This is a genomic window from Leifsonia lichenia (assembly GCF_054780215.1).
The window spans coordinates 348,714-372,431 of the sequence record NZ_BAAGWT010000004.1; the positions used below are offsets into that span (position 1 = coordinate 348,714).

The following is a 23,718-nucleotide window of genomic DNA, read 5'->3' on the forward strand; positions in this document are numbered from 1 at the left end:
GGCATGGCGAGAACCCTCGAGCACGGCGACCTGCCGTCGCTGGCCAGGGGGTTCTCGCTGCTCGGCTCCGGTGGCGGAGGCACGACGACCATGCTCGAACTGATGCTGGCGGACGCCGACTGGCCGCTCACCGTGCATCCGGTGGCCGGGCTCGACCCCGCCACTCCGTGCGTCGCCGCGGCGTTCGCCGGGTCGACCTACCTGCTGACGGAGCGCATCCCCGGCTCCGACCCGTTCGACGAGCTGATCGCCGCCGCTGAGCGCTGGACAGGAGTTCGCGCCGGCGCGGTCTGTCCGCTGGAGGGCGCAGGCCTGAACGGCCTGACCCCACTCACCCTCGCGAGCCGCCTTGCCCTGGTGGATGCGGACTTCATGGGGCGCGCGCTCCCCCGGCTCGACCAGTTGTCGCTGTTCATCGACCGGGTGCCGGGCACCGTCACCGTGTGCGGCTCCGGCGCGGGAGGCGTCGTCCTGATCGAGACTGACCGCGCCGCCGATGTCGAGAGCCTCGTGCGCGGCGCGATCGTCCAGGCCGGCGGCGCAGCCGGTGTCGTGGTCGCGGGGTTCACCGTCGGCGATCTGATCGAGCACGCGGTGCACGACGGGTACGAGCGGGCGCTCGAACTCGGAACGGCTTTCGACGCGGCGGCGGCCGCACCGCTCTCCGAACTCGCCGAACGCCTCGGCGGCCGGATGCTCGGCACGGGACGCGTCGCCGCCGTCGAGTCGGCGCCGTCCGACGCGTACTCCTCGGCCGTCGAGGTGACCGCCGACGACGGGGCGCTCCTGCGCCTGGTCGCCCGCTCCGAAGTCCTCGCCGTGCTGCGCGACGGCGCCCTGGAGGCGTCCTCCCCCGAGATCATCGTCACGATCGACTCGATGTCGCGCGACATCCTGCAGGTCGACGGACTGTCCATCGCCCGCCACGTCGCCCTGATCGCCCTGCCCGCCCCCACCTGGTGGACCGAGCGTCCGGAGCGGCTGCGGCAGGTCACGCCCTCCGCGTTCGGCATCGACGGGCTGGATGCGGCATGAGCCAGGCCATCGACCTGAGCGCCCTGCTCGCCCACCCGGCCAACGGCGGCCTCCGCCCCGTCGCCGCCGCCGATCCCGCCACCGTCTGGCACGACGTCGTCGTCGCCTCCAGCGAAGCGGGACTCCCGGCTGACGGGGAAAGCGGCATCGACGCCGACCTCGCCATCCTCACCACGGAGCCGCCCTCCGCGCCGTGGCAGCAGGATGCGCTGATCCGCCGCATCCGGGACCGCGGCTACCTGGCGCTCGCCATGCCGAACGCCGACCTGTTCGGGGTCGGCAGTCGTGTGCTCGCCGAGCGCGTCGGGCTCGCCCTGCTGCACGTCGACGATCCGATGGCGCTCGCCAAGGCGTGCTGGCTGCTGCTGGAGGGCCGGGATGCGCTGACGCTCGGCTACGTGCGGCAGGTCGCCCAGTCGATCGAGTATCACGCGGTCGGTCTCGCCGACCTGCTGCGCCACCTGTCCGCGAGCGTCGGGCACGGGATCGCGCTCATCGACGCGGAGGGCGTGCTGCTCCAGTCGGGTGGCGCGCTGCCGGAAGAGGTGCACGCCGCGATCGACTTCGGCCCCTGGCTCGACACGGTGACCGTCGACGAGGGCGCTGCGGCGTCCGTGCACGTGGACAGCCCGAGCCGCGCCGGGCTCCGGCTGGCGTTCTTCGGCACCGGCCTGAACGCTGTGCAGCTCACGGCGCTCGCGGTCGCCGCCGAGGTGGCCATGCCCGCCGTGGCCGCGCGCATCCTGATCGACGAGGTCGCGGACGTGAACGACGCCGCCGTCGCCGCCGACCTGCTGCGCGACTTCCTCGAACAGCGCGACACCAGGGATGCGGAACGCGAACAGCGGATCCTCGACCGTGGCTGGCGCACGGCCGGCTACCACCTCGGCTTCCGCATCGTCGGGCGCACCAGGGTCGACACCTTCCAGCTTCTGCGCTTCGTGAACCGCGAGCTCGCCGCGGTCCCCGCGGACTCGCACGCGGTGACGAGCGGGCGCGGCGTGACCGGCTGGCTGAGCTTCGCCGCCCCGCCGGCCCCCAGCCAGGTCGAGGGCGCGGTCTCCGCCCTCCGTTCCCTGCACACCGCGGCCCGCCGCTCGTTCAACGTCGCCACCGGCATCGGCGCGGTGGAGAGCGGGTCCGCCGGGCTGGCGACCACCATCGACGGCGCGGCCGATGCCGCCCGCATCGCGGTGAGCCGCTCGGCGACAGGCTGGTTCGTGCGCATCGACGCGCTCGGCCTCGAACAGCTCCTGCTCTCCTGGACGGAGAACGACACGTTCGTGCCCGCCGCCCAGTCGCTGCTCGGGCCGCTCATCTCCCGCGCGCCCGAGCTGCTGGAGACCCTGACCGCCTACCTCGACCACGAGTCGGGCATCGCGGCGACCGCCGACGCCCTCCACCTGCACAGGAACACCGTCTCCACCCGCATCGCTCGCGCCCAGGACCTCCTCGGGCTCGACCTGTCCGACCCGGAGACCCGGCTGGCCGTGCACCTGGCGTGCCGCGCGGTCCGCGGAAGCACCGGCACCGGCACCAGCCCCAGCCCCAGCCCCAGCACCAGAGGAGCCACCTCGTGAGAGCCATGATCTACGACCGTTTCCGCGGCCCCATCGAGGTGCGCGAGGTCGCCGACCCCGTCGCCCCTCCCGGCGGCGCGGTCGTCAGGGTGGGCGCATCCGGTCTCTGTCGCAGCGACTGGCACGCCTGGGCCGGCCATGACGACTCCGTGCACCTGCCGCAGGTTCCCGGCCACGAGTTCGCCGGAACCGTCGCCTCCGTCGGCGACGGGGTGACCAGGTGGCGCGTCGGCGACCGGGTGACGACGCCGTTCGTCAACGGCTGCGGAGCCTGCGAGTGGTGTCGCAGCGGGCAGGCGCAGGTCTGTCCGAACCAGACGCAGCCTGGTTTCACCCACTGGGGTTCGCACGCCGAACTGGTCGCCGTCCGCGCCGCGGACCTCAACCTGGTCGCGGTGCCGGATGCGCTGGACGACGACGCGGCCGCGAGCCTCGGCTGCCGCTTCGCCACCGCGTATCGCGGGGTGCGCTCGCGCGCTGCCGTGCGCGAGGGCGAGTGGGTGGCCGTCTACGGCGCAGGCGGCGTCGGCCTGAGCGCCGTGATGATCGCGGCGGCCATCGGCGCCAGGGTGATCGCGGTCGACCGCGCGCCCGCCGCCCTCGACCTGGCGGCGCGCCTCGGCGCGGAGCACGTCGTCGCTGCGGGAGACTCCGCCCCCTCCGCCATCGCCGAGCTCACCGGCGGCGGAGCGCACGTGAGCATCGACGCGGTCGGCGCGGCGTCCACCAGCACCGACGCCGTCCTGTCGCTCCGCCGCCGCGGCCGTCACGTGCAGATCGGCCTGCTCTCCGCCGACCAGCTCCCCGCCCTCCCCCTCGACCGTGTCATCGCCTGGGAGCTCGACATCCTCGGCAGCCACGGCATGTCCGCCGCAGACTACCCGGGGATGCTCGACCTCGTCGCCTCCGGAGCCCTCCGCCCGCAGGACCTCCTGGCGGGCGCGGTCACCCTGGAGACCGGCGCGACCATGCTCGCCCAGGCCGACACCGCGCCGCCGACGGGGATCACGGTCGTGCATCCGTCGTGACGGGCGCCCCTTCCACGATGCCCAGGGTGACCAGGGCTTCGTGGAGGAGGGGTGCGAGCCTGCTGGCGTACTCGGGCGTCATGTGCCTGTCGTCGGACTTGATCAGCGTCGTGCCGACCGTCGGAGGGCAGCGCCCATCGACGCAGAACCACGGGACCGTGTCGATCACGACGCGCTTGTCCGGGGCGCTGTTGGCGAGTTTCTGGTGGATGCTCGCCCCACGCGGCGCCTCGTGGGTGCTGATGCAATCCTGCGGGCTGTTCATCCGGGTGTAACACGCGTTCATCGGTTTGTCGGCGACCGGCATCGTGAGAAGCGCGATGGTCGAGTCTGCGGTCATCGCATCCAGTTTGGACCCGACGCCCTGCACATCCGTCACGCCCGCGATCGCGACGAGGTCGGGCTGCAGGCGATTGACAGCCTCGACCACGCGATCCGCTCGTTCGGCGCAGCCGGGAGGGACCTCGTCTCCGTTGATCGTGGGGTTGCCGAACGGGCACGCGATCCTCGCGTACGAGATCACCTTCCACTCCGGATGCGCTCTCAGGGCGTCGATGAACGTCGTCACGAATCCGGTGGCGATCGAGTTCCCCGCGATGAGGACGGTCTTCGGAGCAGCGGGGTCGCCCCAGGTGCAGCTCTTCTCGTCGATCACGGTCGCAGTCGCGCAGGCGATCACGTCGTCGGCGGCCACCCTGTTGTTCAACGCCTCATCCATCGAGGGCGTCAGCTCCGACCAGCTCGTCTCCTCGAGCGCGATGCTCAGCTCCGCGCGAAGAGCGCTGAGCTGAGCATCCGGAGCGCGTTCCACGTCCTCTGCATCCCCGTCGCCCGCAAGGCTGGAGAGCAGCGTTTCCGTCCCTGCCGTCACGGCACGCGGCGCCGTGTTCGCCAGTGCGGCACCGGTCGTCCCGACCGCCACGAGGGCGAGGAAGCTCAGGGCGACGAGCGTGCGCCCCGGTGCGTGCGTTCCGTGCGGGTCGCGCGGCTGCCTCGCGCCCGCCAGTGTCCCCTGCTCCTGCCCGTGCCCCTGACCCTGACCCTGCCAACCCTGACTCCGCCGCCTCAGACTCCGCCGGCCCCGACGTGGCCACCCTGGTCGCGGCCAGCGCTCACGCAACCAGCCAGAGGTCCGGATCGGCTCCTCGACCAGGTGGAACGCGTACACGGCGATCACGCACATCAGGATGCTGAGCACGATGGACTGCCACACCCCGACTCCGATCAGGCTCGATCCGATGACGATCACCGGGAAATGCCAGAGATACAGCGAGTACGACACTCTGCCGGTGTACTGGGCCACGGGGTTGGTGAGGAGCCATGCCGACCGCAGCCGCCCGTTCATCCCTGAGACGATCACGGCCGCCGTCGCCACGACAGGGAGTATCGCCCAGGGACCCGGGAACGGCAGCGCGTTGCTGAGCAGGGCGATCGAGGCGAAGATCCCCGCGAGTCCGCCGACGCAGAGCAGCGGCGCGAACCGCCCGGGGATGCGGGCGAACCGTCCGGCGAAGAGCGCGAGCAGGCCGCCGACACCCAGCTCCCACGCTCGGGAGAACGTCGAGAAGTACGCCCAGGTCGGAGCGGTGGCGCTCTCGAACAGCGCCCACCCGAACGATGCGACCACCAGCCCGATCAGAACGACAGCCAGGGCCGACCCGATCGCACGCTTCCGCGCGCCCGCGAACCGTGCGGTGACGGCGAGCACGACCACGATGACCACCGGCCACACCAGGTAGAACTGTTCTTCGACCGCCAGGGACCAGAAGTGCTGCAACGGCGACGGCGGACCGCTCGCGCCGAAGTAGTCCGTGCCGATCATGGCGAAGTGCCAGTTCGCTGCGAACCAGGCCGACCAGCCGCCGTCGCTGAGGATCGAGAGCCGACGCTCGGCGCTGTAGATCATCCACGAGGCGGCGATCGTCACGGTCAGAACCAGCGCGGCCGCTGGGAGGATGCGCCTGACTCTGTTGCGATAGAACGCCGAGAACGAGATTCTTCCTGTGCGCTCGTGCTCCCGGAGGAGAAGGCCGGTGATGAGGAATCCGGAGATGACGAAGAACACGTCCACGCCCACGAATCCCCCGCTCGGCCAGTGCAGAAGATGGTCCAGGACGACGGCGATCACCGCGATCGCCCGCAGACCTTGGATGTCGCGGCGGAACCCCCCGCTCGTCGCACTCACACGCGTTCTCCCTTTGCTGCTCGCGGTATGTAAGCAGCGAGTTTATCTGATTTCAGACTCCGCATTCCAGGCTGGTGGAGTTTCGACCGAGACTCGGCGCGACTCGCCCCGCGAACACGGCATGATGTCGGTATGCACCTCGCTGACATCACTCCGCCGGACACCCAGGCGTCCCGCGCCGCGTACGAGTTCTCCGCCGAGCGCCAGTCGACCGCCCTGCTGAATCACTGCATCCGGTCGTGGCTGTGGGCGATCGGCTTCGCCGAGCTCGATGGGCGTGACGGCGCAGACAGGGAACTGCTCTACGTCGCCGCCCTGCTGCACGATCTCGGCCTGGTCGAGGAGTTCGACAACGTCACGCTCAGTTATGAGGACGCCGGCGGTCACGTCGCCGCAGCGCTCACGGCGGGTGCAGGCTGGCCGGTCGAGCGGCGGCAGCGCGTCCACGACGTGATCGTGCGCCACAACTGGCCGTCCGTCGACCCGGCGATGGATGTGGAGGGCCACCTGCTCGAGATCGCCACCGGACTCGACATCTCCGGCTTCCGCGCTGACGCCCTCCCTCTGTCTTTCCAGCGGGAGGTGCTCGCCGCATACCCACGACTCACCCTGGCGGCCGAGTTCGGCGCCTGCGTGACAGACCAGGCGGCCCGCAAGCCGGCGACGCAGGCCGCGCGCATCGTCGCAAACGGCGTCGAGCGGAAGCTGGCCGACAACCCCCTCGAGTCGCGCGGACCTCGCCCCTAGCCCCTCCCGACTAGCCCCGACGCCATCGAGCCCAGGCTTTTTCACCATTACCGGCCGTTTTAGCGAGACAATTCCTGGGCTCGATGGCGTGGGCGGCCAGCCCGGGCTGCTATGGTTCGCAGACCGGCACCGAGCCGGTTTTCAGGGAAGACGCCTCGTGAACGTCGAGCCTCAGCGGCTCCGCCTCGAACCCGTCGCCTCCTCTGTGCTATCAGAGGAGCATCCCCATGCCCGCGTCCCTGCCTGCCCCCACGACCGCCATCGTCTACTGCGAAGGCCTGTTCGCCGAGCAGGACGGCAAGACCGCGAACGGCCTCGTGCGGCACTCCGAGCGCTACCGGATCCTCAGCGTCGTCGACAGCCGTCACGCTGGGGAGGACTCCGGCCTGGTGCTCGACCGCGTACCGAACGGCGTCCCGGTGCTCGGCTCGATCGCCGAGGCCATCGCGCACGCCGGTTTCGTGCCGGACACGCTGATCGTCGGCATGGCTCCGGCGGACGGGATGCTCTCCGCCGGTCACCGCACCGCCCTCCTCGACGGCATGTCCCGCGGCATGAACCTCGTCAACGGCCTGCACGAGTTCCTCGACGACGAGCCGGAGTTCGCGGCCGCCGCCCTGCTGGCCGGGGTGACTATCGACGATGTCCGCCGTCCCAAGCCGAAGAGCGAGATGCACCTGTTCTCCGGCAGGATCTTCGACGTCACCTGCCCGCGCATCGCCGTCCTCGGCACAGACGGGGCGGTCGGCAAGCGCACCACGAGCACCCTGCTCGTGCAGGCGTTGAACACTCGTGGCATCCGGGCCGTGATGGTCGGCACCGGCCAGACCGCCCTCATCCAGGGCGCCAGGTACGCGGTCGCGCTGGACGCGAGCGTTCCGCAGTTCCTCTCCGGGGAGGTGGAGAACGAGGTCGTCGCCGCGTTCGAGGAGGAGAAGCCGGACGTCATCGTCGTCGAGGGCCAGGGAGCGCTCAGCCACCCGGCCTACCTGACCAGCGCATACATCCTGCGCGGCAGCCGACCGGATGCGGTCATCCTGCAGCACGCACCGGCGCGCGTGATGCTCGACGACTTCCCGATGATGCCCGTGCCGTCCGCCGCGCAGGAGATCCGTCTCATCGAGTCGTTCGCCGACACCCGTGTGATCGGCGTGACGATCAACCACGAGAACCTGACGGACGCCGAGATCACTGCGGCCATCGACGCGCATGAACTCGAGCTCGGCCTCCCGGCGACGGACCCGCTCGCCCGCCCGCTTGCCGCACTGGTCGACATGGTGCTGACAGCATTCCCCGAGCTGGAGCACACCGGCACCGCCAACGCTGCGAGCACCGCCAAGGCTGCGAGCGCCGCCAGCACGACGCCCGCCGCGGCGGTCTAGCGCCCGAACAGCGCCCTGAGCGTCCCCCAGAGCCCGCGTCGCCTGCGCGGCGCGGCATCGGGGGCGGACGTCAGGGTGTCGAGGAAGCCGACCCCGCACTGCGGGCACTCGACGATCAGTTCGTGCACGGCGAGGCCCGCTCCGTAGTACGGGTTGCGCACGACGTTCGCCTCCGCGCCGCACGACGGGCATGTCGCGCTCGCTCCACCGCTCCCGGCCTGCATTGTTCCATTCTGCGTCACCGGGCGGCGTTTCTGCGCCGGCGCCATTCGCTCAGCCGAGCACCGCTCAGCCGAGCGTGATGGTGACCGTCTGGCTCTTCGAGGCCGCTGTGCCCTCCGCAGGGTCGACGGCGGTCACCCGCAGATCGGCGGCGGCCTTGCCGTTGCCGTTGCCGTTCCCACCGGCATCCGGCTTCTTCACCGTCACGTTCGTGAATCCTGCGGCGGCGAGCGCGGCTCGTGCCTCGCTCTCGGTCTTGCCGATCAGGTCGCCAGGGATGCTCGCCGACTGCCCATTGCTGACCTGCACCGTCACAGAGCTGCCCTTGTTTGCGGAGGTGCCCGCTGCCGGGTCCGTTCCCGCGGCCGTTCCGGCGGGCTGTGAGGAGTCGACCGGCGTGCTGTCGATCGTCGCATCCAGGCCGAGTCCCTGTAGCAGCGTCTGGGCTTCCTGCGGGGTCTTGCCCGACACATCCGGGATCGTCACCTGGTCGCCGTAGAGCACGGCGTTGGTCGGCTTGGCGAACGCGCTGCCGCCGTAGAGGCCGTCGATGGCGCTGAGGATCGGCTTCGCGATCGAGAACTTCACGTTCCCGCCGCCGATCCCGTCGAAGTCGAGGCTGCGCAGCGGTGTCGAGCCGGACACGTTGCCGACCCAGGTGGCCGTCGACACCTTGCTGGTGGAGGTGACGAGCCAGTTCTGCAGCGAGTCGTCCGTCGTTCCCGTCTTGCCCATGATGGGCGTCCCGTCGTACGGGTTGGCGCTCTCTGCCGTGCCTCCGCCGCGCATCACGCCCTGCAGCGCGTACGTCACGCCTGCGGCGATGTTCGGCTGGAGGCCTTGCGTGCAGGTGGTCGGGCTGACCTTGTGCGCCGAGCCGTCCGCGTTCACGACCTTGTCGATCGCGACGGGCGTGCAGACGACGCCGTTGTTGGCGATGCCGGCGTACGCGGTGGCCATCGTCAGCGGCGACAGGTAGTTGACGCCGAGGATCATCGACGGAACGGAGGTCAGCGGGTTGCTCGACGACGCGGGATGCACGCCGAGCGCCTTCGCGGCGTTCAGGATGGAGCACAGGTCGATCTGCGTGCCCATCTTGGCGAACGCCGTGTTCACGGATTCGGCCGTCGCCGCCATCACGGAGAGCCTGCTCGCCGAGCCTTCGTCGTTGGTGACGGGCCAGTCCGGCCCGTTGATGTCCGCGCAACTGTTGGTGAAGTCGGACGTCGGGAAGTCGTGCTGCGACGCGTTGATCGTGTCGTACAGGCTGTTGCCCGCTTCCAGCCACGCCGCCAGGTCGAACGCCTTGAACGTCGACCCGGTCTGGAAGCCCTGGGACCCGCCGTACGCTTCGTCGGTGTTGTAGTTCACCGCCGTCGTGCCGTCGACCGGTTGGTCGGTGTTGTTGAACGCCCTGTTCTCGACCATCGTCACGATCCTGCCGGTGCCGAGTTCCATCGAGACATTGGATGCGCCGAGGTCGATCCCCGCCATCGACGGCGGGATGTACGAGCTCAGCGACTGCTGCGCCACCGCTTGCAGGTCGAGGTTGAGGGTGGTGTAGATCTTGAGTCCGCCGCGGTTGAGCGTCGCCCACCGGTCGTCGGCCGTCGCGCCGTACGCCGGGTCGTTGAGCACCACATCCCGCACGTAGTCGCAGAAGAACGCCGCGTTGTACTGGGAGGCGGACGCGCATCCGGAGGTCGTCGGCGTGATGGCAGGCTGAACAGGCGTCTTCTTGGCCGCGTCCCGCTCTGCCGCGGTGATCTTGTGGTTGATCGCCATGCGGTCGAGCACGTAGTCGCGCCGTTCCTTGGTGGCCTTGTACCCGTTGGCGGCGCCGTTGTCTTTGTTGTCCGGCTCGTCGATGCGCAGGTTGGCCGGGTTGTTCAGGATGGCCGTCAGCGTCGCCGCCTGCGGAAGGGTGAGCTGCGCCGCCGTGGTGTTGAAGTAGTAGTGCGCTGCCGCCTGGATGCCGTAGACGGTCCCGCCGAACCCGACGACGTTGAGGTAGCCGAGCAGGATCTGCTGCTTGGAGTACTTCTTCTCCAGCCCGACCGCGTACCGCATCTCCTGCACCTTGCGCTGCAGGGTGACGCCGGCGGCATCGGCGTAGCACGCCTTGAGCTTCTTCGCGTCGGTGAGCGCGTCGCAGCGCTCGACCTCGACGTTCTTGACGTACTGCTGGGTGATCGACGATCCGCCCTGCACGGAGCTGCCGCTCACGGTCGAGAGCGCACCTCGGACCGTGCCGAGCAGGTCGACGGCACCCTCCTGGTAGAACCGGGGGTCTTCGGCGGCGACGGTGGCGTCCTTGACGGTCTGCGCCACGTCGTTCCAGCCGACATCCTGCCTGTTCTGCGCGTAGAACGACGCGATCGGAACATCCACGCCGCCCTTCTTCGCGAAGACGGTGGTGTTCTGCGCGAACGGCTGGATCTCCAGGTTCGACGGCAACGCTTCGAACGCGTTCGACGCGGCAGCAGCGGCTTGGCCGACTCCCAGGAAACCAGGCAGCACGAACGCCGAGGTGAGCACCGCTGCGATGAGCGCGACGACCCCGAACTGCATGATCAGCCCCGCCCGCGACCGCGCCGGCCGTATCTCGTACCGCCTCAGCGGGTCGAAACGTCGCGAGAATGCGGCGAACCGCGGGCGGTCACGGAACGGCGGTCGGGTAGGCATCGGTCCAGCGTTCCACCGGAACACTAAGAAACCTCTGACGCACGCCTCCGAATGCTGTCGTTCTTCACAGACACGGGATGCGGGGCGCTCAGGTTCGCCGCGCGGTTGGTCGCCTCGACACGAAGGAGGCGGCGATCCCCGTCCGGGATCACCGCCTCCTCTCACACACTCCGCACGAACGCGGAGCCGCCGCTTACGCCGCCGCCCGCATCCACTCGCCCGCTCGCGCTCCGGCGGTCACGCGGAGCTCGTCGCCCTGCGCATCCACCGTCACCGCGCCGCCGTCGGTCAGCTCTCCGCTGACCATCAACTCGGCGATCCTGTCGTCGATCTCGCGCTGGATCACCCTGCGCAGCGGCCTCGCGCCGTACTCCGGCTCGTAGCCTGCGTCCGCGATCCAGGCCACGGCCGCGTCCGTCGCCTCGAAGGCGATGGCGCGCGTGCCGAGGCGGCCCGCGGTCGCCGTCAGCAGCAGGCGCACGATGTCGCGCAACTGCTCGGCGTCGAGCTTCCTGAACAGTACGATCTCGTCGATCCGGTTCAGGAACTCCGGCCGCATCGCTTCGCGGAGCTTGCCCATCACGCGGTCGCGCAGGTCCTTCTCCGATGCGAAGCCCGCGGCGGAGGCGTCGCCTCCCACCGGCACGAAGCCGAGGGCTCCGCTACGGGATGCGAGGAACTCCGATCCGAGGTTCGACGTCATGATCACGACCGTGTTGCGGAAGTCGACGGTGCGTCCCTGCCCGTCCGTGAGGCGGCCGTCGTCGAGCACCTGCAGCAGCAGGTTGAACACGTCGGGGTGCGCCTTCTCGATCTCGTCGAACAGCACGACGGAGTACGGGTTGCGGCGCACGCGCTCGGTGAGCTGCCCCGCCTCGTCGTAGCCGACGTATCCGGGAGGGGCGCCGACCAGGCGGGCGACCGTGTGGCGTTCGCCGAACTCGCTCATGTCGAATCGCAGCATCGCCTTCTCGTCGCCGAACAGCGAGGCAGCGAGCGCCTTCGCGAGCTCGGTCTTGCCGACGCCGGTCGGGCCGAGGAAGAGGAAGCTTCCGACGGGGCGGCGCTCGTCTCCGAGCCCGGTCCTGTTGCGGCGGACCGCTTTGGCGACAGCGACGACCGCGTCGTCCTGGCCGATCACGCGCTGGTGCAGTTCGGACTCGAGCTTCGCCAGGCGCTCACGGTCGGCTTCTCCGATGCGGCTGACCGGGATGCCCGTCGCACGCGAGATGACCGCCGCGATCTCCGGCTCGTCGACCACCGCATCCGGTCGCGGGGCGGAGCCCAGCTCGTCGAGGGAACGCTGGACGCTCTCGATCTCGTCGCGCAGACGCGACGCCTCCTCGTAGTGCTCGGCGGCGACCGCGGAGTTCTTCTCCGCTTCGAGCGTGGCGAGCGTGCCCATCAGCGCTGTCGTGTCGACGCGCTTGCCGAGGCGCAGGCGGAGGCGTGCCCCCGCCTGGTCGATCAGGTCGATCGCCTTGTCGGGCAGGAAGCGGTCGGAGACATAGCGGGCCGACAGCTCGACGGCGGCGCGGATCGCGTCGTCGGTGTACGTCACGCCGTGGTGCTCCTCGTACGCTCCCCGGAGCCCGGAGAGGATGAGCACGGCGTCGTCGACACTGGGCTCGCCGACCGTCACCGGCTGGAAGCGGCGCTCGAGCGCCGGGTCCTTCTCGATGCGGCGGTACTCCTTGAGCGTCGTCGCACCGACCAGGTGCAGGTCTCCCCTGGCCAGGCGCGGCTTCAGGATGTTTCCGGCGTCCATGCCGCCTGACTCGCCGGAGCCGCCGGCGCCGACCACGGTGTGCAGCTCGTCGATGAACACGATCAGCTCGTCCGTCCCTGCGCTGATCTCGTCCATCAGGGTGGTCAGGCGTTCCTCGAAGTCGCCGCGGTAGCGGGTTCCCGCGACCATCCCGGCGAGGTCGAGCGCCACGACGCGCTTGTCGCGGAGCTGCTCCGGCACATCGCCGGAGACGATGGCGCTGGCAAGCCCCTCCACGATCGCGGTCTTGCCGACACCGGCTTCGCCGACCAGCACCGGGTTGTTCTTGGTGCGGCGGGACAGGATCTCGACCGTCTGCTCGATCTCGTCGAGACGGCCGATCACCGGGTCGAGCTTGCCGTCGCGGGCGAGCTGGGTGAGGTCGGTGCCGAACCTGTCGAGCATCGGAGTGGTGGATGCGTCGGCACCGTCGTCCTGCCCGTCCTGTCCTGCTGAGCCCGCGCCGACCGTGGTGGTCTGGCGCATGGCGGAGGTGAGCGCGTCCGGTGTCACACCCGCGGCCTGCAGCACCTGCCCCGCCGGGGCGTCCTGCACGACGACGAGCGCGAAGAACAGGTGTTCAGGGTCGATGTACGTCGATCCGGATGCGCGAGCCACCTGGTATGCGTGGAACAGCGCCCGCTGGGCAGACGGAGTGATGGATGCGGCGTCGGCGTCCACGGGGTCGCCCGTGCGCGGGAGCCGCTGCTCGGCCGCAGCGGCGACCGCCTGCGGGTCGGCGCCGATGCGGCGCATGGCGTCCGCGGCAGGCTCCTCTGTGGCCATGACGCGGAGGATGTGCAGGGCGTCCAGCTCGCTGTGACCGTGTTCGAGTGCGAACCGTCCGGCCTCGGCGAGGGTCTCCTGCGTGCGCCGGCTCAGGAACCGGCTGATGTCGATGGAGCGCGCGGTACGCGCACGCTCACCCGCGAGGTAACGAGCGAGGAACTCGTCGAACGAGTTGCCTTCGTTACTGTCGGGAGTGAAGTCTTCGGGCACGAAATCTCCTGTGTGTTGAAAGTTGAGTGAACTGCACTCAAGTTCAACGCTTCGGGCTTCGCGATATTCCCGTGCCGCAGGAACGCGTCAGCGCCGCCGCTCCTGCGTGGTCAGCTCCCGCATCCCGTAGCTGTTGTCGTCCGGGTTCACCGTCACGCCCGGCGCCACGATCGCATCGATTCTGTCCAGGACCTCGTCGCTCAGCACCACCTCCAGTGCGGGGAGGTACGACTCGAGCTGCTCCATCGTCCGCGGTCCCACGATCGCGCTGGTCACGGCCGGGTGGTTGATGACGAACGCGATGGCCAGCTCGATCAGGCTGATGCCCGCCTCGCCCGCCAGCACCGCGAGGTCTTCCACGATGTCGAGCTTGCGCTGGTTCTCGGGCGAGCTCATGTCGAAGCGGGCGCTCGGGCGGGCGGACGACGTCGGCGAGGAGGCGGCGTCCTTGCGCCAGCGTCCGGACAGCCAGCCGCCGCCGAGCGGGCTGTAGGTGAGCGCCCCCATTCCGTGGCGGCGGATGGTCGGCAGCACGTCCTCCTCGATGCCGCGCACCAGCAGCGAGTACGGCGGCTGCTCCGTCACGAACCGTTCCAGGTTGCGCTCGCGCGACGCCCACTGGGCCTCTACGATCTGCGATCCGGAGAACGACGACGAGCCGATGGAGCGAACCTTGCCCTGCCGCACCAGATCGGTGAGCGCCCCGAGCGTCTCCTCGATGTCCGTGTCGTCGCTCGGCCGGTGCACCTGGTAGAGGTCGATGTGGTCGGTGTTCAGGCGCCGCAGCGAGTTCTCGACCTCGCGCATGATCCACCGGCGCGAGCCGCCCCGCTCGTTGGGGTCATCGCTCATCGGCATGAAGAACTTGGTCGCGAGCACCACATCGTCGCGGCGTCCGGCGATGGCCTGACCGACGATCTCCTCCGACACGCCACCGGAGTAGACGTCAGCGGTGTCGACGAAGTTGATGCCGGCATCCAGCGCCCGGTGGATGATGCGGGTCGCGTCTGCACGGTCGTCGTTGCCCCACGGGCCGAACATCATCGCGCCGAGGCAGAGCGGGCTGACCTTCACACCGGTGCGGCCGAGGGGGCGGTACGTCATGTCATGTTCTGTGACCATGACGTCAACGCTATTCCCGCCGCCCTGCGGGTGGGAGGCTCTGTCAGTACCTCCTTCGGCCGCCCCCGCGCCGCCGCCGCGCCGCCCCCGCGACCCCGCTCCGATCCGCCCGCGAAGCCGTTCAGCAGCCCGCGCGAAGCCGTGGCGCGTGCACCGAGCGCCCCGCGTCGCGTTAACCTTGAAGGATGGAAGGTCGCGCCGGCTCCAGAAATGGCGTCGCGAATGCCAAGGCGAGGGCGCTGTACGACGCGGTGGCGTCAGCGCTCCAGTCCCCCATGCACGCTGACCCGGACACCGTCTCCGTCGAGCACGACGCAGCCCGTTTCCTCGTGCGGTTCAGCGACCTCCCCCTCGCCGCCTTCCGGGCCAGGGTCCCGCTGTCGACGCCGCCGGCACAGGCCAAATCCGCTGTCGCGAACGCCGCGCGCAAAGCGCACGCCAACATCCTCCAATGGCGTGACCTCGGCTATCTCAACGAGGTCGGCGCCAGGGTCGCCGCCCTCCGGGATGCCGGCGCGTACGCCGGGCGGCTGTTCGAGGCGTACGGGCAGGGGCGTCTCGACGAGTCGGAGTTGGTCGCCCGGCTGCGCGAGATCCCCCCTGTGCCGCTCGACGGCATCCCGATCGGCCAGAACTCGTCCGGTCAGGGAGGGGGCGGGCCGATGGATGTGGCGGCCACGGCCCTGCGGCGCCACCTGATCTCCGCGGCTCTCTACCAGCACATCGTGGACGAGCTGGCGGACGCGGGGCACCAGGGCTGATGGCCGTCACCCGGCTGAGCCGCGCGGACGCCCGCAGGATCGCCGTCCAGGCCCAGCGGCTCGATGCCGACCGCCCAACCGAGCTGGTGCCTCTGGTCGAGCAGCTCACCCTGCTGCAACTCGACCCCACCGCCGCCATCGCTCCGGCCGCCGACCTCATCGCGTGGACCCGCATCGGATCGTCGTACCGCCCTGAGCACCTGCAGCGCGCGGTCGAAGTCGACCGCACCCTGTTCGAGCAGAAAGCTCAGGACGACCCGAGCACCCCGCCGATCGCCATGCTGCGTCCGACCTCGGCGCTCCGCCTGCACCTCGACGCCATGTCGCGCTGGCCGTCCGATGGCAGCCGCGTGCAGGCGTGGCTGGAGGCGAACGCGCAGTTCCGCCTGGAGGTGCTCGCCCGGCTCAGTGAAACGGGCCCTCTCCTCTCGCGCGACATCCCCGACACCGCCGCGGTGCCGTGGGAGTCGACAGGCTGGACCCACAACCAGAATGTGAGCAGGATGCTGGAGTTCCTGTCCGCCCGCGGCGTGATCGCCACCGCAGGCCGCATCGGCAGGCAGCGCACCTGGGACATCGCAGAGCGCGTCTACCCCGCGGGGATCGCTGTCGTCCCCGAGGAGGAGGCGAAGCACATCCGGGATGCGGACCGGCTGCGTTCGCAGGGCGTCTCGCGCGCCGCGATGGTCGGCGACGCCGGGGAACCTGTCGAGATCGACGGCAGCTCCCGCCCGTGGCGGGTCGACCCCGCCGCACTGGATGCGCTCGGTTCCGGCCGCCCGTTCACCGGACGCACCGCACTGCTCTCACCGTTCGACCGGCTCATCCACGACAGGGTGCGCACCCACGAAATCTTCGAGTTCGAATACCTGCTGGAGATGTACAAGCCCGCCGCGAAGCGCCGCTGGGGCTACTTCGCGCTGCCGATCCTGCACGGCGACACCCTGGTGGGCAAGCTCGACGCGATGGCAGACAGGAAAGCGGGCGTCCTCCGGGTGACCGCAGTCCACGAGGACACCCCGTTCAGCAGGTCAACGAGGAACGCAGTGGATGCGGAGATCGCCGACCTCGCCGCCTGGCTCGACCTCGACGTCGAGCACGCCTGACGCCCTCGCCGTGCACGACCCCTTGAGCCAGACAAACGTAGTATCTGCAGCAGAAGTATTGGTGTTGCAAATATTGAACTGCTAGCGTTGGCCCGGCGGAGTCGGAGCGGCTCCGGCACAAGAGGGTGGGCGCATTGTGGGATTGAGCTATGACTCGGGCGAGTCTGAAAGCATGACGACCGCATTGTCGGCAAACCTCACCACTGCGTCGTCTGTGCTGGACAAGCTGGAGAAGGCGTCCAATCGGCTGCTCGCGGGCTTGGGCACGGGAGAACTGTCCGGACAGGGGTATTCCGCGGTCGATGCGTTGTTCACCTGGATCATCACGCCCTGTATCACGGGAGCGAAGGCTGAGCTGGCTGTGATACGGAGTGAGCTCGATACGTATGTTCTGGCTGACGCGAAGGTGAGTCGTTTCGGGGTCCTTAAAGAGGATGAGCTGAACACGCAGATCATTGCGACCCGGAACCAGCGGGACGCGACCGAGCGCCTGATCGAGTTCAACATCAGCGCCGCGGACCTCATCGTGGCCGCGCCTGGTCTGAGCGGCGCGCTGCAGCTCAAGAACGCGCAGTTGGAGCTGGTCTTGGGCCAACTGGAGAAAGACCTTCGGGACCTGGAAGGCAGGCTGGGCGCACTGCGAGCTTTCGACTCCGCGACGCAGGGGCTGTTTCGAGACGGCGTGACGAAACTGGAAGCCGCCATCAGGGACACCGTTGCGCTCCTGGAAGGACTCGGCCTAAGAGATGGCGACTCGCGCGCCGGAGGGGGCGATGCTGTCGCGGCGAGGAAGAAGATGCTGGACTTCCTGGCCCGCCTCGGCTCGTCGAAGGACTGGGCGACTGCGACGCCCAGTGAGCTGTCGTCGCTCCTGAGCGATCTGTCCCCGTCGCAGATGAAGACCATGCTGGAAGCTCATCCTGAACTGCTGCAGAGGTTCTGGGACCATCCGCCCGCGCCGGAGAAGACGGCTGCGTGGTGGAAGAAGCTCGACGCCAAGCAGCGGAAGGAGTGGGCGAAGGCCGTTCCGAGGCTCGTCGGCAACCTTGACGGTGTCCCTCCGCGTGTGCGCTCCGACGCAAACCGTCAATGCCTAAAGGTCGACCTCGCCGAAGCGAAGAACCGCCTCAAGGAAGCCAAGAACGACCCCGAGCTCACCTCGCCGTTCGAGGGGGTGCGCCGGCTGGCATTGAATCGTCTCGCCGAGGCGCAGAAGCTGACCGAGACGCTGTCCCGAATCGACAAGGCCTACGGCAAGGGTCCGACCGGTGAACCACCGCGCGAGTTGTATGTCTATCAACCCGGCGAACGCACCAAAGTCGCCATCAGCACCGGGCTTCTGGAAACCGCCGAACACATCAGCGTCGTGGTGCCCGGCATGGGAACCACCGCCAACGACATCGGACAATACGGCAACGCCGCGAAAGACTTGCGACAGCAGCAATCGAAGGCGTCCGGTGTCTCGCGCAACAAGATCGCGGTGCTGTCGTGGCTGGACTACGACCCGCCCGGCAGCATGGACGGGTGGGGCGTCACCCAGGACGACCTCGCCAAAGCCGGAGCAGAACGCCTGGGAAACACACTGCGCGGATTGACGGCGGTGAAGGACTGGCCCGCGAACGCGGACGGGCTCTCCGTCGTGGCGCACTCGTACGGGACCAACGTCGCCACCCTCGCCCTGTCCCAAAAGGACGTGTCAGCGGGGCACGTCGTGTTCCTCGGCTCAGCGGGTGTCGCCACCAGCATCCCCTCAGCGGCGACATTGCACGTGCCGGGCGGGGAGGTATACGCGGCCCAGGGCGTCAAGGACGGATGGGCCGTGATCGGACAGAAACTTTCCGGCCGCACCGATCCCACCAGCCCGGACTTCGGCGCGCACCCGTTCAGCGCCGAGGCCTCCTCCCTTGACGGTGTCGCGCTGGAGGGGATCACGAAACACGGCCCGTTCGGAAACGGGCCCACGAACCCGGACGCCTACAGCTACCTCGACAACCGCACCTCCGCTCAATACGCCACCGCAATGGCGACGATGGGGCGAGGGCAGGAAGTCCCCACAGGCGGCACCCCCCAGGACCGATCCACGCCGAACCCGCAACCTCGCCCGAGCCCGACCCCGTCCGGAGCCCAACGATGACCACTACGAGCACAGGCACCCCTCGCCGCGTGGCGAGCCTCGTCGCGCTTATCGCGCTGCTAGCCACCGGAACGCTGACGGGATGCGCACCACAGCCAAAGACTGCGAAGGAGATTCAGCAGATGGAAGATAGCGACAGATCCGACCGCGTGGCGGTCGAAAAGGAGATCCAGCGTCTCTACGATGAGGCGACAGCCCTGGTCGCGGACACGTGGCCGACGGTGCCCGACAGGAGCTGGGGAACCGGGTGCGGCGACTATGCCGATGGCACCCCGTCGGAGTCATGGAACATCTTCAACCAGTACTACGGTCCGACCAAGTCCAGTCCAGAGGACACGGCCGAGCAGGTTGCGAAGATGTGGACAGACTATGGGTTCCCGACGAAGGTGGTCGAGGACAACAGGATCTACCCACCGCGGAAGGTGGTGTCGTACCCGCCGTATCTGACCGGTGTCCGTGAAGACGGGTTCGCGATCGAGTTCACGATCGGCGACAACTACGCCGACTTCCAGGGATATAGCCGGTGCGCGCCGATCGACCCGGACGACCCGGTGCTGCCGAAGAACTGGTGACAGTGCGTCGCTCGAGAGGCAGGTCAGTCACAGGGCGTCGCTCTATCGGGGTTGATGGGAGCAAAGCGACCGTGGGGGACTCTCGCCGCGTGCTACGTGTGGTGGCGCTGGCCGCGCTGCTCACCTCTGGAGCGCTGGCGGGCTGTGCGCCACAGCCAAAGACTGCGAAGGAGATTCAGCAGATGGAAGATAGCGACAGATCCGACCGCGTGGCGGTCGAAAAGGAGATCCAGCGACTCTACGATGAGGCGACCGCCCTGGTCGCCGACACCTGGCCGAAACCAGACACGATGGATTGGGGGACCGGGTGTGGTGACTATGCCGATGGCACCCCGTCAGAGAGCTGGAACATCTTCAACCAGTACAAAGGTCCGACCAAATCCACTCCAGAGGACACGGCCGAGCAGGTTGCGAAGATGTGGACAGACTATGGGTTCCCGACGAAGGTGGTCGAGGACAACAGGATCTACCCGCCACGGAAGGTGGTGTCGTACCCGCCGTATTTGACCGGTGTCCGTGAAGACGGGTTCGCGATCGTATTCACGATCGGTGAGAACTACGCCGACTTCCAGGGATATAGCCGGTGCGCGCCGATCGACCCAGACGACCCGGTGCTGCCGAAGAACTGGTGACGAAGAGGCCAAGCGCATCCGGGATGCCGACCGGCTGCGTTCGCAGGGCGTCTCGCGCGCCGCGATGGTCGGCGACGCCGGGGAACCGGTCGAGATCGACGGCAGCTCCCGCCCGTGGCGGGTCGACCCCGCCGCACTGGATGCGCTCGGTTCCGGCCGCCCGTTCACCGGCCGCACCGCACTACTCTCGCCGTTCGACCGACTCATCCACGACAGAGTGCGCACCCACGAAATCAGCACGTCGAGGAAGAACGCAGTGGATGCGGAGATTGCCGACCTCGCCGCCTGGCTCGGCCTCGACGTCAAGCACGCCTGACACCCCAGGCCCGCCCGACGCGCCAGGCCGCCCGACGCGCCAAACCCACCGACGCACCAAACCCGGCTGACGCGCCCAGCCCCGGCCCACGCACGTCCGGCGGAACGGCCCTAGCCGACCGGCACCGGCTTCTTCCCGTGCGGGTCCGACGCGTTCAGCGCATCCACGACCGTCGCGTAGTCGCCGCGCGCCTCGCCGTAGCGGAGGAACTTCACGCGCTCCACCAGGATCTCCTGCGCATCCGGCTGGGTCTCGAGCAGTGTCATCGTCTCGCTGACGAAGTCGTCGAGCGGCATCGCCACCTCGCTCTCCTCCTGCCCGGGCAGGAGTCCGGTGCGCACCGCTGGCGGCACCAGTTCGATCACCTGCACGCCCGTGTCTGCGAGCTGCAGCCGGATGCTCTCGCTGAGCTGGTGGATCGCGGCCTTGGTCGCGTTGTAGCTGGGGGTCGCGGCGAGCGGGGCGAAGGCGAGCCCGGACGACACCGTCACGATCGCGGCGTCCTGTCTGGTCTGCAGGTGTTCGGCGAACGCGGCGATCAGCCGGATCGGCCCGAGCAGGTTGGTGGTCACGGTCGCCTCCGCCGTCTCGAGGAACCCGGACGCCGAGTGCCAGTCCTCCACGCGCATGATTCCCGCCATCGCGACGACCACGTTGAGCTCCGGATGCGCGGCGATGACCTGCGCCGACGCCGCACGGATGCTCTCGGCGTCCGCCGTGTCGATCCGCACGGTGTGGATGCCAGGGTGCTCGGCCGCGATGCGCTCCAGCAGTTCGGTCCTGCGACCGCCGACGATGACGGTGTTGCCCTTCGCCTGCAACGCGACAGCGATGGCGAGGCCGATGCCGCTGGTCGCGCCGGGAATGAAGACGGTGTTTCCTGTGATGTTCATGCTTCGAGTGTCTGCCGCCCGCGCGCATCCCGGCAGAGAGCGGTCATCGGGGGATCCGCGATCCCTGGTTGCACGCGCGGCGACGGCGGATGATGGATGCATGGACCGCGCCTCTCTCGCCGACTTCCTCCGCAGACGCCGCGAGGAGCTTCAGCCCTCCGACGTCGGGCTCGCCTCCGGGGCGCGCCGCAGGGCCCCTGGGCTGCGACGCGAAGAGGTGGCGCAGCTCGCGAACATGTCGGCCGACTACTACACGCGCCTGGAGCAGCAGCGGGGTCCGCAGCCGAGCGAGCAGATGCTCGCGTCGCTGGCCAGAGCCCTGCGGCTGAGCGGCGACGAGCGCGACTACCTGTTCCGCGCCGCCGGCCACAACCCGCCAGACCGCCTCAGCGGAGCGTCGCACGTCGCCCCAGCGCTGCTTCGCGTGCTCGACCGTCTCGACGACACCCCGGCGCTGATCCTCTCCAACCTCGGGGAGACGCTGGTGCAGAACCGGCTGTCCGCCGCGCTGCTCGGGGACCGCTCCGGGTACACCGGCATCGAGCGGTTCGAGTCGTACCGCTGGTTCGTGCGTCCGGAGACGGAGCGCATCCACTATCCGGAGGACGACAGGGCGCGGCAGAGCCGCGCGCAGGTCGCGTCGCTGCGGGTGGCGTACGGCGCGATGGGCGCGACCTCGCAGGCCGGCGAACTGGTGCGGACCCTGCTGCGGGAAAGCCAGGAGTTCGCCGAGCTGTGGGACAGGCACGAGGTCGCCACCAGGTTCGAGGACCACAAGACGCTCGTGCATCCCGAGCTCGGCCCGATCGAGCTCGACTGCCAAGTGCTCTTCACCGAGGACCAGTCCCAGTGCCTGCTCGTCCTCACCGCCCCTCCCCGCTCGGAGGGCGCGGAGAAGCTCGCGCTGCTCGGCGTGCTGGGCACGCAGGCGTTCAGTTGACGGTCTCGTCCTCCTGTTTACGGCCGAGCACCTCTGTCGGGATGCCGCGGGACAACGCGAGCGAGCCGAGCGAGATCGCGATCAGGCCGAAGAGCGCGACTCTGAGTGACGAGAGCTGCGAGTCCCGGTAGATCGACTCGAGGGTGTTCGCGTCGCTCGTCGACAGTCCGGCGTCCTCCCCGATCTTCTGCACGCTGGCGGCCGGCACGATCTCCACGCCGCCGTTCGTCCGCTCTGCGATCGTGGACTGCACACTGTCCGGCAGGCTGCTCGCCGCGACGCCGGATGCGAATGACGTCGCGAGCGCGCCGATCAGGATCGAGCCGATGAGCGCCGTCCCGAGCGAGGAGCCGAGGTTCTGGAAGACGCCCTGCAGGCCGCCGACCTCGCTTGTCTGCTTCTCGCCGACGCTCGACATGTTCACGTTTCCGAGCTGCGAGGCCAGCAGCCCGAGCGCGCTGCCCGCGAAGAACATCCCGATGCCGAACAGCCAGTTCCGCAGGTCGGCCGTGACCGCCCCGAGCAGCAGAATGGAACTCACCACCAGGATGACCTGACCCACCCGCACGATCCGCCGCGGTGACCAGCGCCGGGACAGCATCGTGCCGACGACGGAGAAGAGGATCAGCGAGATCGACAGCGGGAAGATCTTGAGGCCGGTGGACAGCGCATCCAAGCCGAGGGTCATCTGCAGGTAGACGGGCACCATGAAGAACAGCCCGGCCGTCACCGCGTACTGCGCGCCGAGCACGCTGAGCCCGCTGCGGAGCTGGCGGATGGAGAACATCTCGATGTGCACCAGCGGCGAGCGCCCCGCCTCGGCCAGTTTCCGCTGCCTCCGGGCGAACAGCACGAGCAGCACACCGCCGAAGAGGATGAACCAGGCCGTCAGCGAGATCCCGAAAGGATTGATCGGCACCCCGCCGACCACCGGGGAGTGCAGCGGGATGAGCCACCCCCAGGTCTTGCTCTGCAGCATCCCGTAAACCACGAACACCAGTCCGAACGCCGAGAGCAGCACGCTCGATACGTCGATCCGCGTTCGGTTCCTGCCGGTCTCGTCCCGCACCAGGCGGGAGAAGATCACGACGACCGCCATGATGACGACCTCGGCGACGAAGACGTAACGCCAGTCCAGGTAGGTGGTGACGTATCCGCCGATCAGCGGACCGGCGGCGACCGCGGCACCGGAGACCGCGCCGATGACCGCGTACGCCGTGATCCGGTCGTGACCGCGGTAGTTGTCGGCGATCAGGGCGGCGATGGCGGGGATGACGAGCACTGCGCCGAGCCCCTCGATCACCGACCAGCCGAGGAACAGCAGCTCGATGTTCGGGCTCAGCGCCGTCAGCAGCGATCCGAGCGCGTACACGCACGATCCGATGACGAACGCCCTGCGCCTCCCCCAGACGTCGCCGAGTTTCGCGCCGAGCAGCATGAACGCCGCCATCGTCAGCGTGTAGAAGGTGATCGCCGCCTGCATCGCCGCGACCGTGGTGTGCAGATCGGCGACGACGGTCGAGATCGACACGTTCATCACGGTGCCGTCGAGCACCATCACGAACTGGGCGGCGCCCAGCACGATCACGACCGACCATTTCTTCATGCGCG

Annotated in this window: 19 protein-coding genes; 12 read left to right on the top strand and 7 right to left on the bottom strand. The window is 69.0% G+C overall.

The genetic code is table 11. From position 1 onward, the window contains the following. The first annotated feature begins 3 nt into the window (after window positions 1–3). From ACYVGI_RS12105 to ACYVGI_RS12115, 3 genes are read left to right on the top strand one after another with little or no spacing between them, the layout of a single operon-like run. Window positions 4–1,035, top strand: a complete 1,032-nt coding sequence (locus ACYVGI_RS12105; RefSeq protein ID WP_460632857.1) for an S-methyl thiohydantoin desulfurase domain-containing protein — start codon at window positions 4–6, stop codon at window positions 1,033–1,035. Next, window positions 1,032–2,615: a PucR family transcriptional regulator gene (locus ACYVGI_RS12110; protein WP_460632858.1), complete on the top strand. Its 1,584-nt coding sequence runs from the start codon at window positions 1,032–1,034 to the stop codon at window positions 2,613–2,615. The genes ACYVGI_RS12105 and ACYVGI_RS12110 overlap by 4 nt, the downstream gene beginning before the upstream one ends. After that, the gene (locus ACYVGI_RS12115) at window positions 2,612–3,643 is read left to right on the top strand and encodes a zinc-dependent alcohol dehydrogenase family protein (RefSeq protein ID WP_460632859.1); all 1,032 of its coding nucleotides are present in this window, start codon (window positions 2,612–2,614) and stop codon (window positions 3,641–3,643) included. Before ACYVGI_RS12110 ends, ACYVGI_RS12115 begins: the two co-directional genes overlap by 4 nt. Here the strand turns inward: ACYVGI_RS12115 and ACYVGI_RS12120 are convergent. Continuing rightward, window positions 3,621–5,828 (bottom strand): acyltransferase family protein, encoded by a 2,208-nt coding sequence (locus ACYVGI_RS12120; protein WP_460632860.1) that lies wholly within the window; start codon window positions 5,826–5,828, stop codon window positions 3,621–3,623. The genes ACYVGI_RS12115 and ACYVGI_RS12120 overlap by 23 nt on opposite strands. Before the next feature lie 132 nt (window positions 5,829–5,960). On the opposite strand from ACYVGI_RS12120, the gene ACYVGI_RS12125 reads away from it, so the two are divergent. Together ACYVGI_RS12125 and ACYVGI_RS12130 are read left to right on the top strand one after the other, a co-directional pair. Then, entirely contained in the window at window positions 5,961–6,575 is a 615-nt protein-coding gene (locus ACYVGI_RS12125) for an HD domain-containing protein (RefSeq protein ID WP_460632861.1), read from the top strand. Window positions 6,576–6,802: 227 nt separating this feature from the next. Next, window positions 6,803–7,957 carry a DUF1611 domain-containing protein gene (locus tag ACYVGI_RS12130; RefSeq protein WP_460632862.1) on the top strand — a complete coding sequence of 385 codons (1,155 nt, stop codon included), beginning with the start codon at window positions 6,803–6,805 and terminating at the stop codon, window positions 7,955–7,957. Here ACYVGI_RS12130 and ACYVGI_RS12135 read toward each other — a convergent pair. The 4 genes from ACYVGI_RS12135 to ACYVGI_RS12150 all read right to left on the bottom strand — a co-directional run bounded on the left by ACYVGI_RS12135 (window position 7,954) and on the right by ACYVGI_RS12150 (window position 14,735). Beyond that, the gene (locus ACYVGI_RS12135; RefSeq protein ID WP_460632863.1) at window positions 7,954–8,181 is read right to left on the bottom strand and encodes a hypothetical protein; all 228 of its coding nucleotides are present in this window, start codon (window positions 8,179–8,181) and stop codon (window positions 7,954–7,956) included. The two genes, ACYVGI_RS12130 and ACYVGI_RS12135, sit on opposite strands and share 4 nt — an antisense overlap. Window positions 8,182–8,245: 64 nt before the next feature. Further along, window positions 8,246–10,750: a transglycosylase domain-containing protein gene (locus ACYVGI_RS12140; protein ID WP_460632864.1), complete on the bottom strand. Its 2,505-nt coding sequence runs from the start codon at window positions 10,748–10,750 to the stop codon at window positions 8,246–8,248. Between the two features lie 307 nt (window positions 10,751–11,057). Next, window positions 11,058–13,631 (bottom strand): ATP-dependent Clp protease ATP-binding subunit, encoded by a 2,574-nt coding sequence (locus ACYVGI_RS12145; RefSeq protein ID WP_460632865.1) that lies wholly within the window; start codon window positions 13,629–13,631, stop codon window positions 11,058–11,060. An 87-nt stretch (window positions 13,632–13,718) separates the two neighbouring features. Further along, window positions 13,719–14,735, bottom strand: coding sequence for an aldo/keto reductase (locus tag ACYVGI_RS12150; protein WP_460632899.1), 1,017 nt, complete (start codon window positions 14,733–14,735; stop codon window positions 13,719–13,721). 203 nt (window positions 14,736–14,938) lie between these two features. Between ACYVGI_RS12150 and ACYVGI_RS12155 the strand changes: the two genes are divergently transcribed. From ACYVGI_RS12155 to ACYVGI_RS12180, 6 genes are all read left to right on the top strand, one after another. Then, window positions 14,939–15,514: a hypothetical protein gene (locus ACYVGI_RS12155; RefSeq protein WP_460632866.1), complete on the top strand. Its 576-nt coding sequence runs from the start codon at window positions 14,939–14,941 to the stop codon at window positions 15,512–15,514. Then, window positions 15,514–16,620, top strand: coding sequence for a DNA glycosylase AlkZ-like family protein (locus ACYVGI_RS12160; protein ID WP_460632867.1), 1,107 nt, complete (start codon window positions 15,514–15,516; stop codon window positions 16,618–16,620). The genes ACYVGI_RS12155 and ACYVGI_RS12160 overlap by 1 nt, the downstream gene beginning before the upstream one ends. Window positions 16,621–16,792: 172 nt before the next feature. Beyond that, window positions 16,793–18,754 carry an alpha/beta hydrolase gene (locus ACYVGI_RS12165; RefSeq protein WP_460632868.1) on the top strand — a complete coding sequence of 654 codons (1,962 nt, stop codon included), beginning with the start codon at window positions 16,793–16,795 and terminating at the stop codon, window positions 18,752–18,754. Continuing rightward, window positions 18,751–19,326, top strand: a complete 576-nt coding sequence (locus ACYVGI_RS12170; protein ID WP_460632869.1) for a hypothetical protein — start codon at window positions 18,751–18,753, stop codon at window positions 19,324–19,326. The genes ACYVGI_RS12165 and ACYVGI_RS12170 overlap by 4 nt, the downstream gene beginning before the upstream one ends. Before the next feature lie 89 nt (window positions 19,327–19,415). Continuing rightward, entirely contained in the window at window positions 19,416–19,958 is a 543-nt protein-coding gene (locus ACYVGI_RS12175) for a hypothetical protein (protein WP_460632870.1), read from the top strand. A 64-nt stretch (window positions 19,959–20,022) separates the two neighbouring features. Beyond that, entirely contained in the window at window positions 20,023–20,274 is a 252-nt protein-coding gene (locus ACYVGI_RS12180) for a hypothetical protein (protein WP_460632871.1), read from the top strand. Window positions 20,275–20,384: 110 nt separating this feature from the next. Here ACYVGI_RS12180 and ACYVGI_RS12185 read toward each other — a convergent pair whose 3' ends face one another. Further along, on the bottom strand, window positions 20,385–21,167 hold the full coding sequence (locus ACYVGI_RS12185; protein ID WP_460632872.1) for an SDR family oxidoreductase: 783 nt from the start codon (window positions 21,165–21,167) through the stop codon (window positions 20,385–20,387). Window positions 21,168–21,267: 100 nt separating this feature from the next. Here ACYVGI_RS12185 and ACYVGI_RS12190 point away from each other — a divergent pair, with 100 nt between their 5' ends. Then, window positions 21,268–22,107, top strand: coding sequence for a helix-turn-helix transcriptional regulator (locus ACYVGI_RS12190; RefSeq protein ID WP_460632873.1), 840 nt, complete (start codon window positions 21,268–21,270; stop codon window positions 22,105–22,107). Here ACYVGI_RS12190 and ACYVGI_RS12195 read toward each other — a convergent pair. Next, window positions 22,100–23,713: an MFS transporter gene (locus ACYVGI_RS12195; protein ID WP_460632874.1), complete on the bottom strand. Its 1,614-nt coding sequence runs from the start codon at window positions 23,711–23,713 to the stop codon at window positions 22,100–22,102. The two genes, ACYVGI_RS12190 and ACYVGI_RS12195, sit on opposite strands and share 8 nt — an antisense overlap. Window positions 23,714–23,718 lie beyond the last annotated feature (5 nt).

What these genes read in the sequence shown, in the direction of transcription:
- ACYVGI_RS12140 (WP_460632864.1), bottom strand. Translation starts at nt 10,750, where the DNA reads ATGCAGTTCGGGGTCGTCGCGCTCATCGCAGCGGTGCTCACCTCGGCG.
- ACYVGI_RS12165 (WP_460632868.1), top strand. Translation starts at nt 16,793, where the DNA reads ATGACGACCGCATTGTCGGCAAACCTCACCACTGCGTCGTCTGTGCTG.
- ACYVGI_RS12155 (WP_460632866.1), top strand. Translation starts at nt 14,939, where the DNA reads ATGGAAGGTCGCGCCGGCTCCAGAAATGGCGTCGCGAATGCCAAGGCG.
- ACYVGI_RS12110 (WP_460632858.1), top strand. Translation starts at nt 1,032, where the DNA reads ATGAGCCAGGCCATCGACCTGAGCGCCCTGCTCGCCCACCCGGCCAAC.
- ACYVGI_RS12190 (WP_460632873.1), top strand. Translation starts at nt 21,268, where the DNA reads ATGGACCGCGCCTCTCTCGCCGACTTCCTCCGCAGACGCCGCGAGGAG.
- ACYVGI_RS12170 (WP_460632869.1), top strand. Translation starts at nt 18,751, where the DNA reads ATGACCACTACGAGCACAGGCACCCCTCGCCGCGTGGCGAGCCTCGTC.
- ACYVGI_RS12160 (WP_460632867.1), top strand. Translation starts at nt 15,514, where the DNA reads ATGGCCGTCACCCGGCTGAGCCGCGCGGACGCCCGCAGGATCGCCGTC.
- ACYVGI_RS12195 (WP_460632874.1), bottom strand. Translation starts at nt 23,713, where the DNA reads ATGAAGAAATGGTCGGTCGTGATCGTGCTGGGCGCCGCCCAGTTCGTG.
- ACYVGI_RS12105 (WP_460632857.1), top strand. Translation starts at nt 4, where the DNA reads ATGGCGAGAACCCTCGAGCACGGCGACCTGCCGTCGCTGGCCAGGGGG.
- ACYVGI_RS12180 (WP_460632871.1), top strand. Translation starts at nt 20,023, where the DNA reads ATGGTCGGCGACGCCGGGGAACCGGTCGAGATCGACGGCAGCTCCCGC.
- ACYVGI_RS12125 (WP_460632861.1), top strand. Translation starts at nt 5,961, where the DNA reads ATGCACCTCGCTGACATCACTCCGCCGGACACCCAGGCGTCCCGCGCC.
- ACYVGI_RS12150 (WP_460632899.1), bottom strand. Translation starts at nt 14,735, where the DNA reads ATGACGTACCGCCCCCTCGGCCGCACCGGTGTGAAGGTCAGCCCGCTC.
- ACYVGI_RS12135 (WP_460632863.1), bottom strand. Translation starts at nt 8,181, where the DNA reads ATGCAGGCCGGGAGCGGTGGAGCGAGCGCGACATGCCCGTCGTGCGGC.
- ACYVGI_RS12130 (WP_460632862.1), top strand. Translation starts at nt 6,803, where the DNA reads ATGCCCGCGTCCCTGCCTGCCCCCACGACCGCCATCGTCTACTGCGAA.
- ACYVGI_RS12185 (WP_460632872.1), bottom strand. Translation starts at nt 21,167, where the DNA reads ATGAACATCACAGGAAACACCGTCTTCATTCCCGGCGCGACCAGCGGC.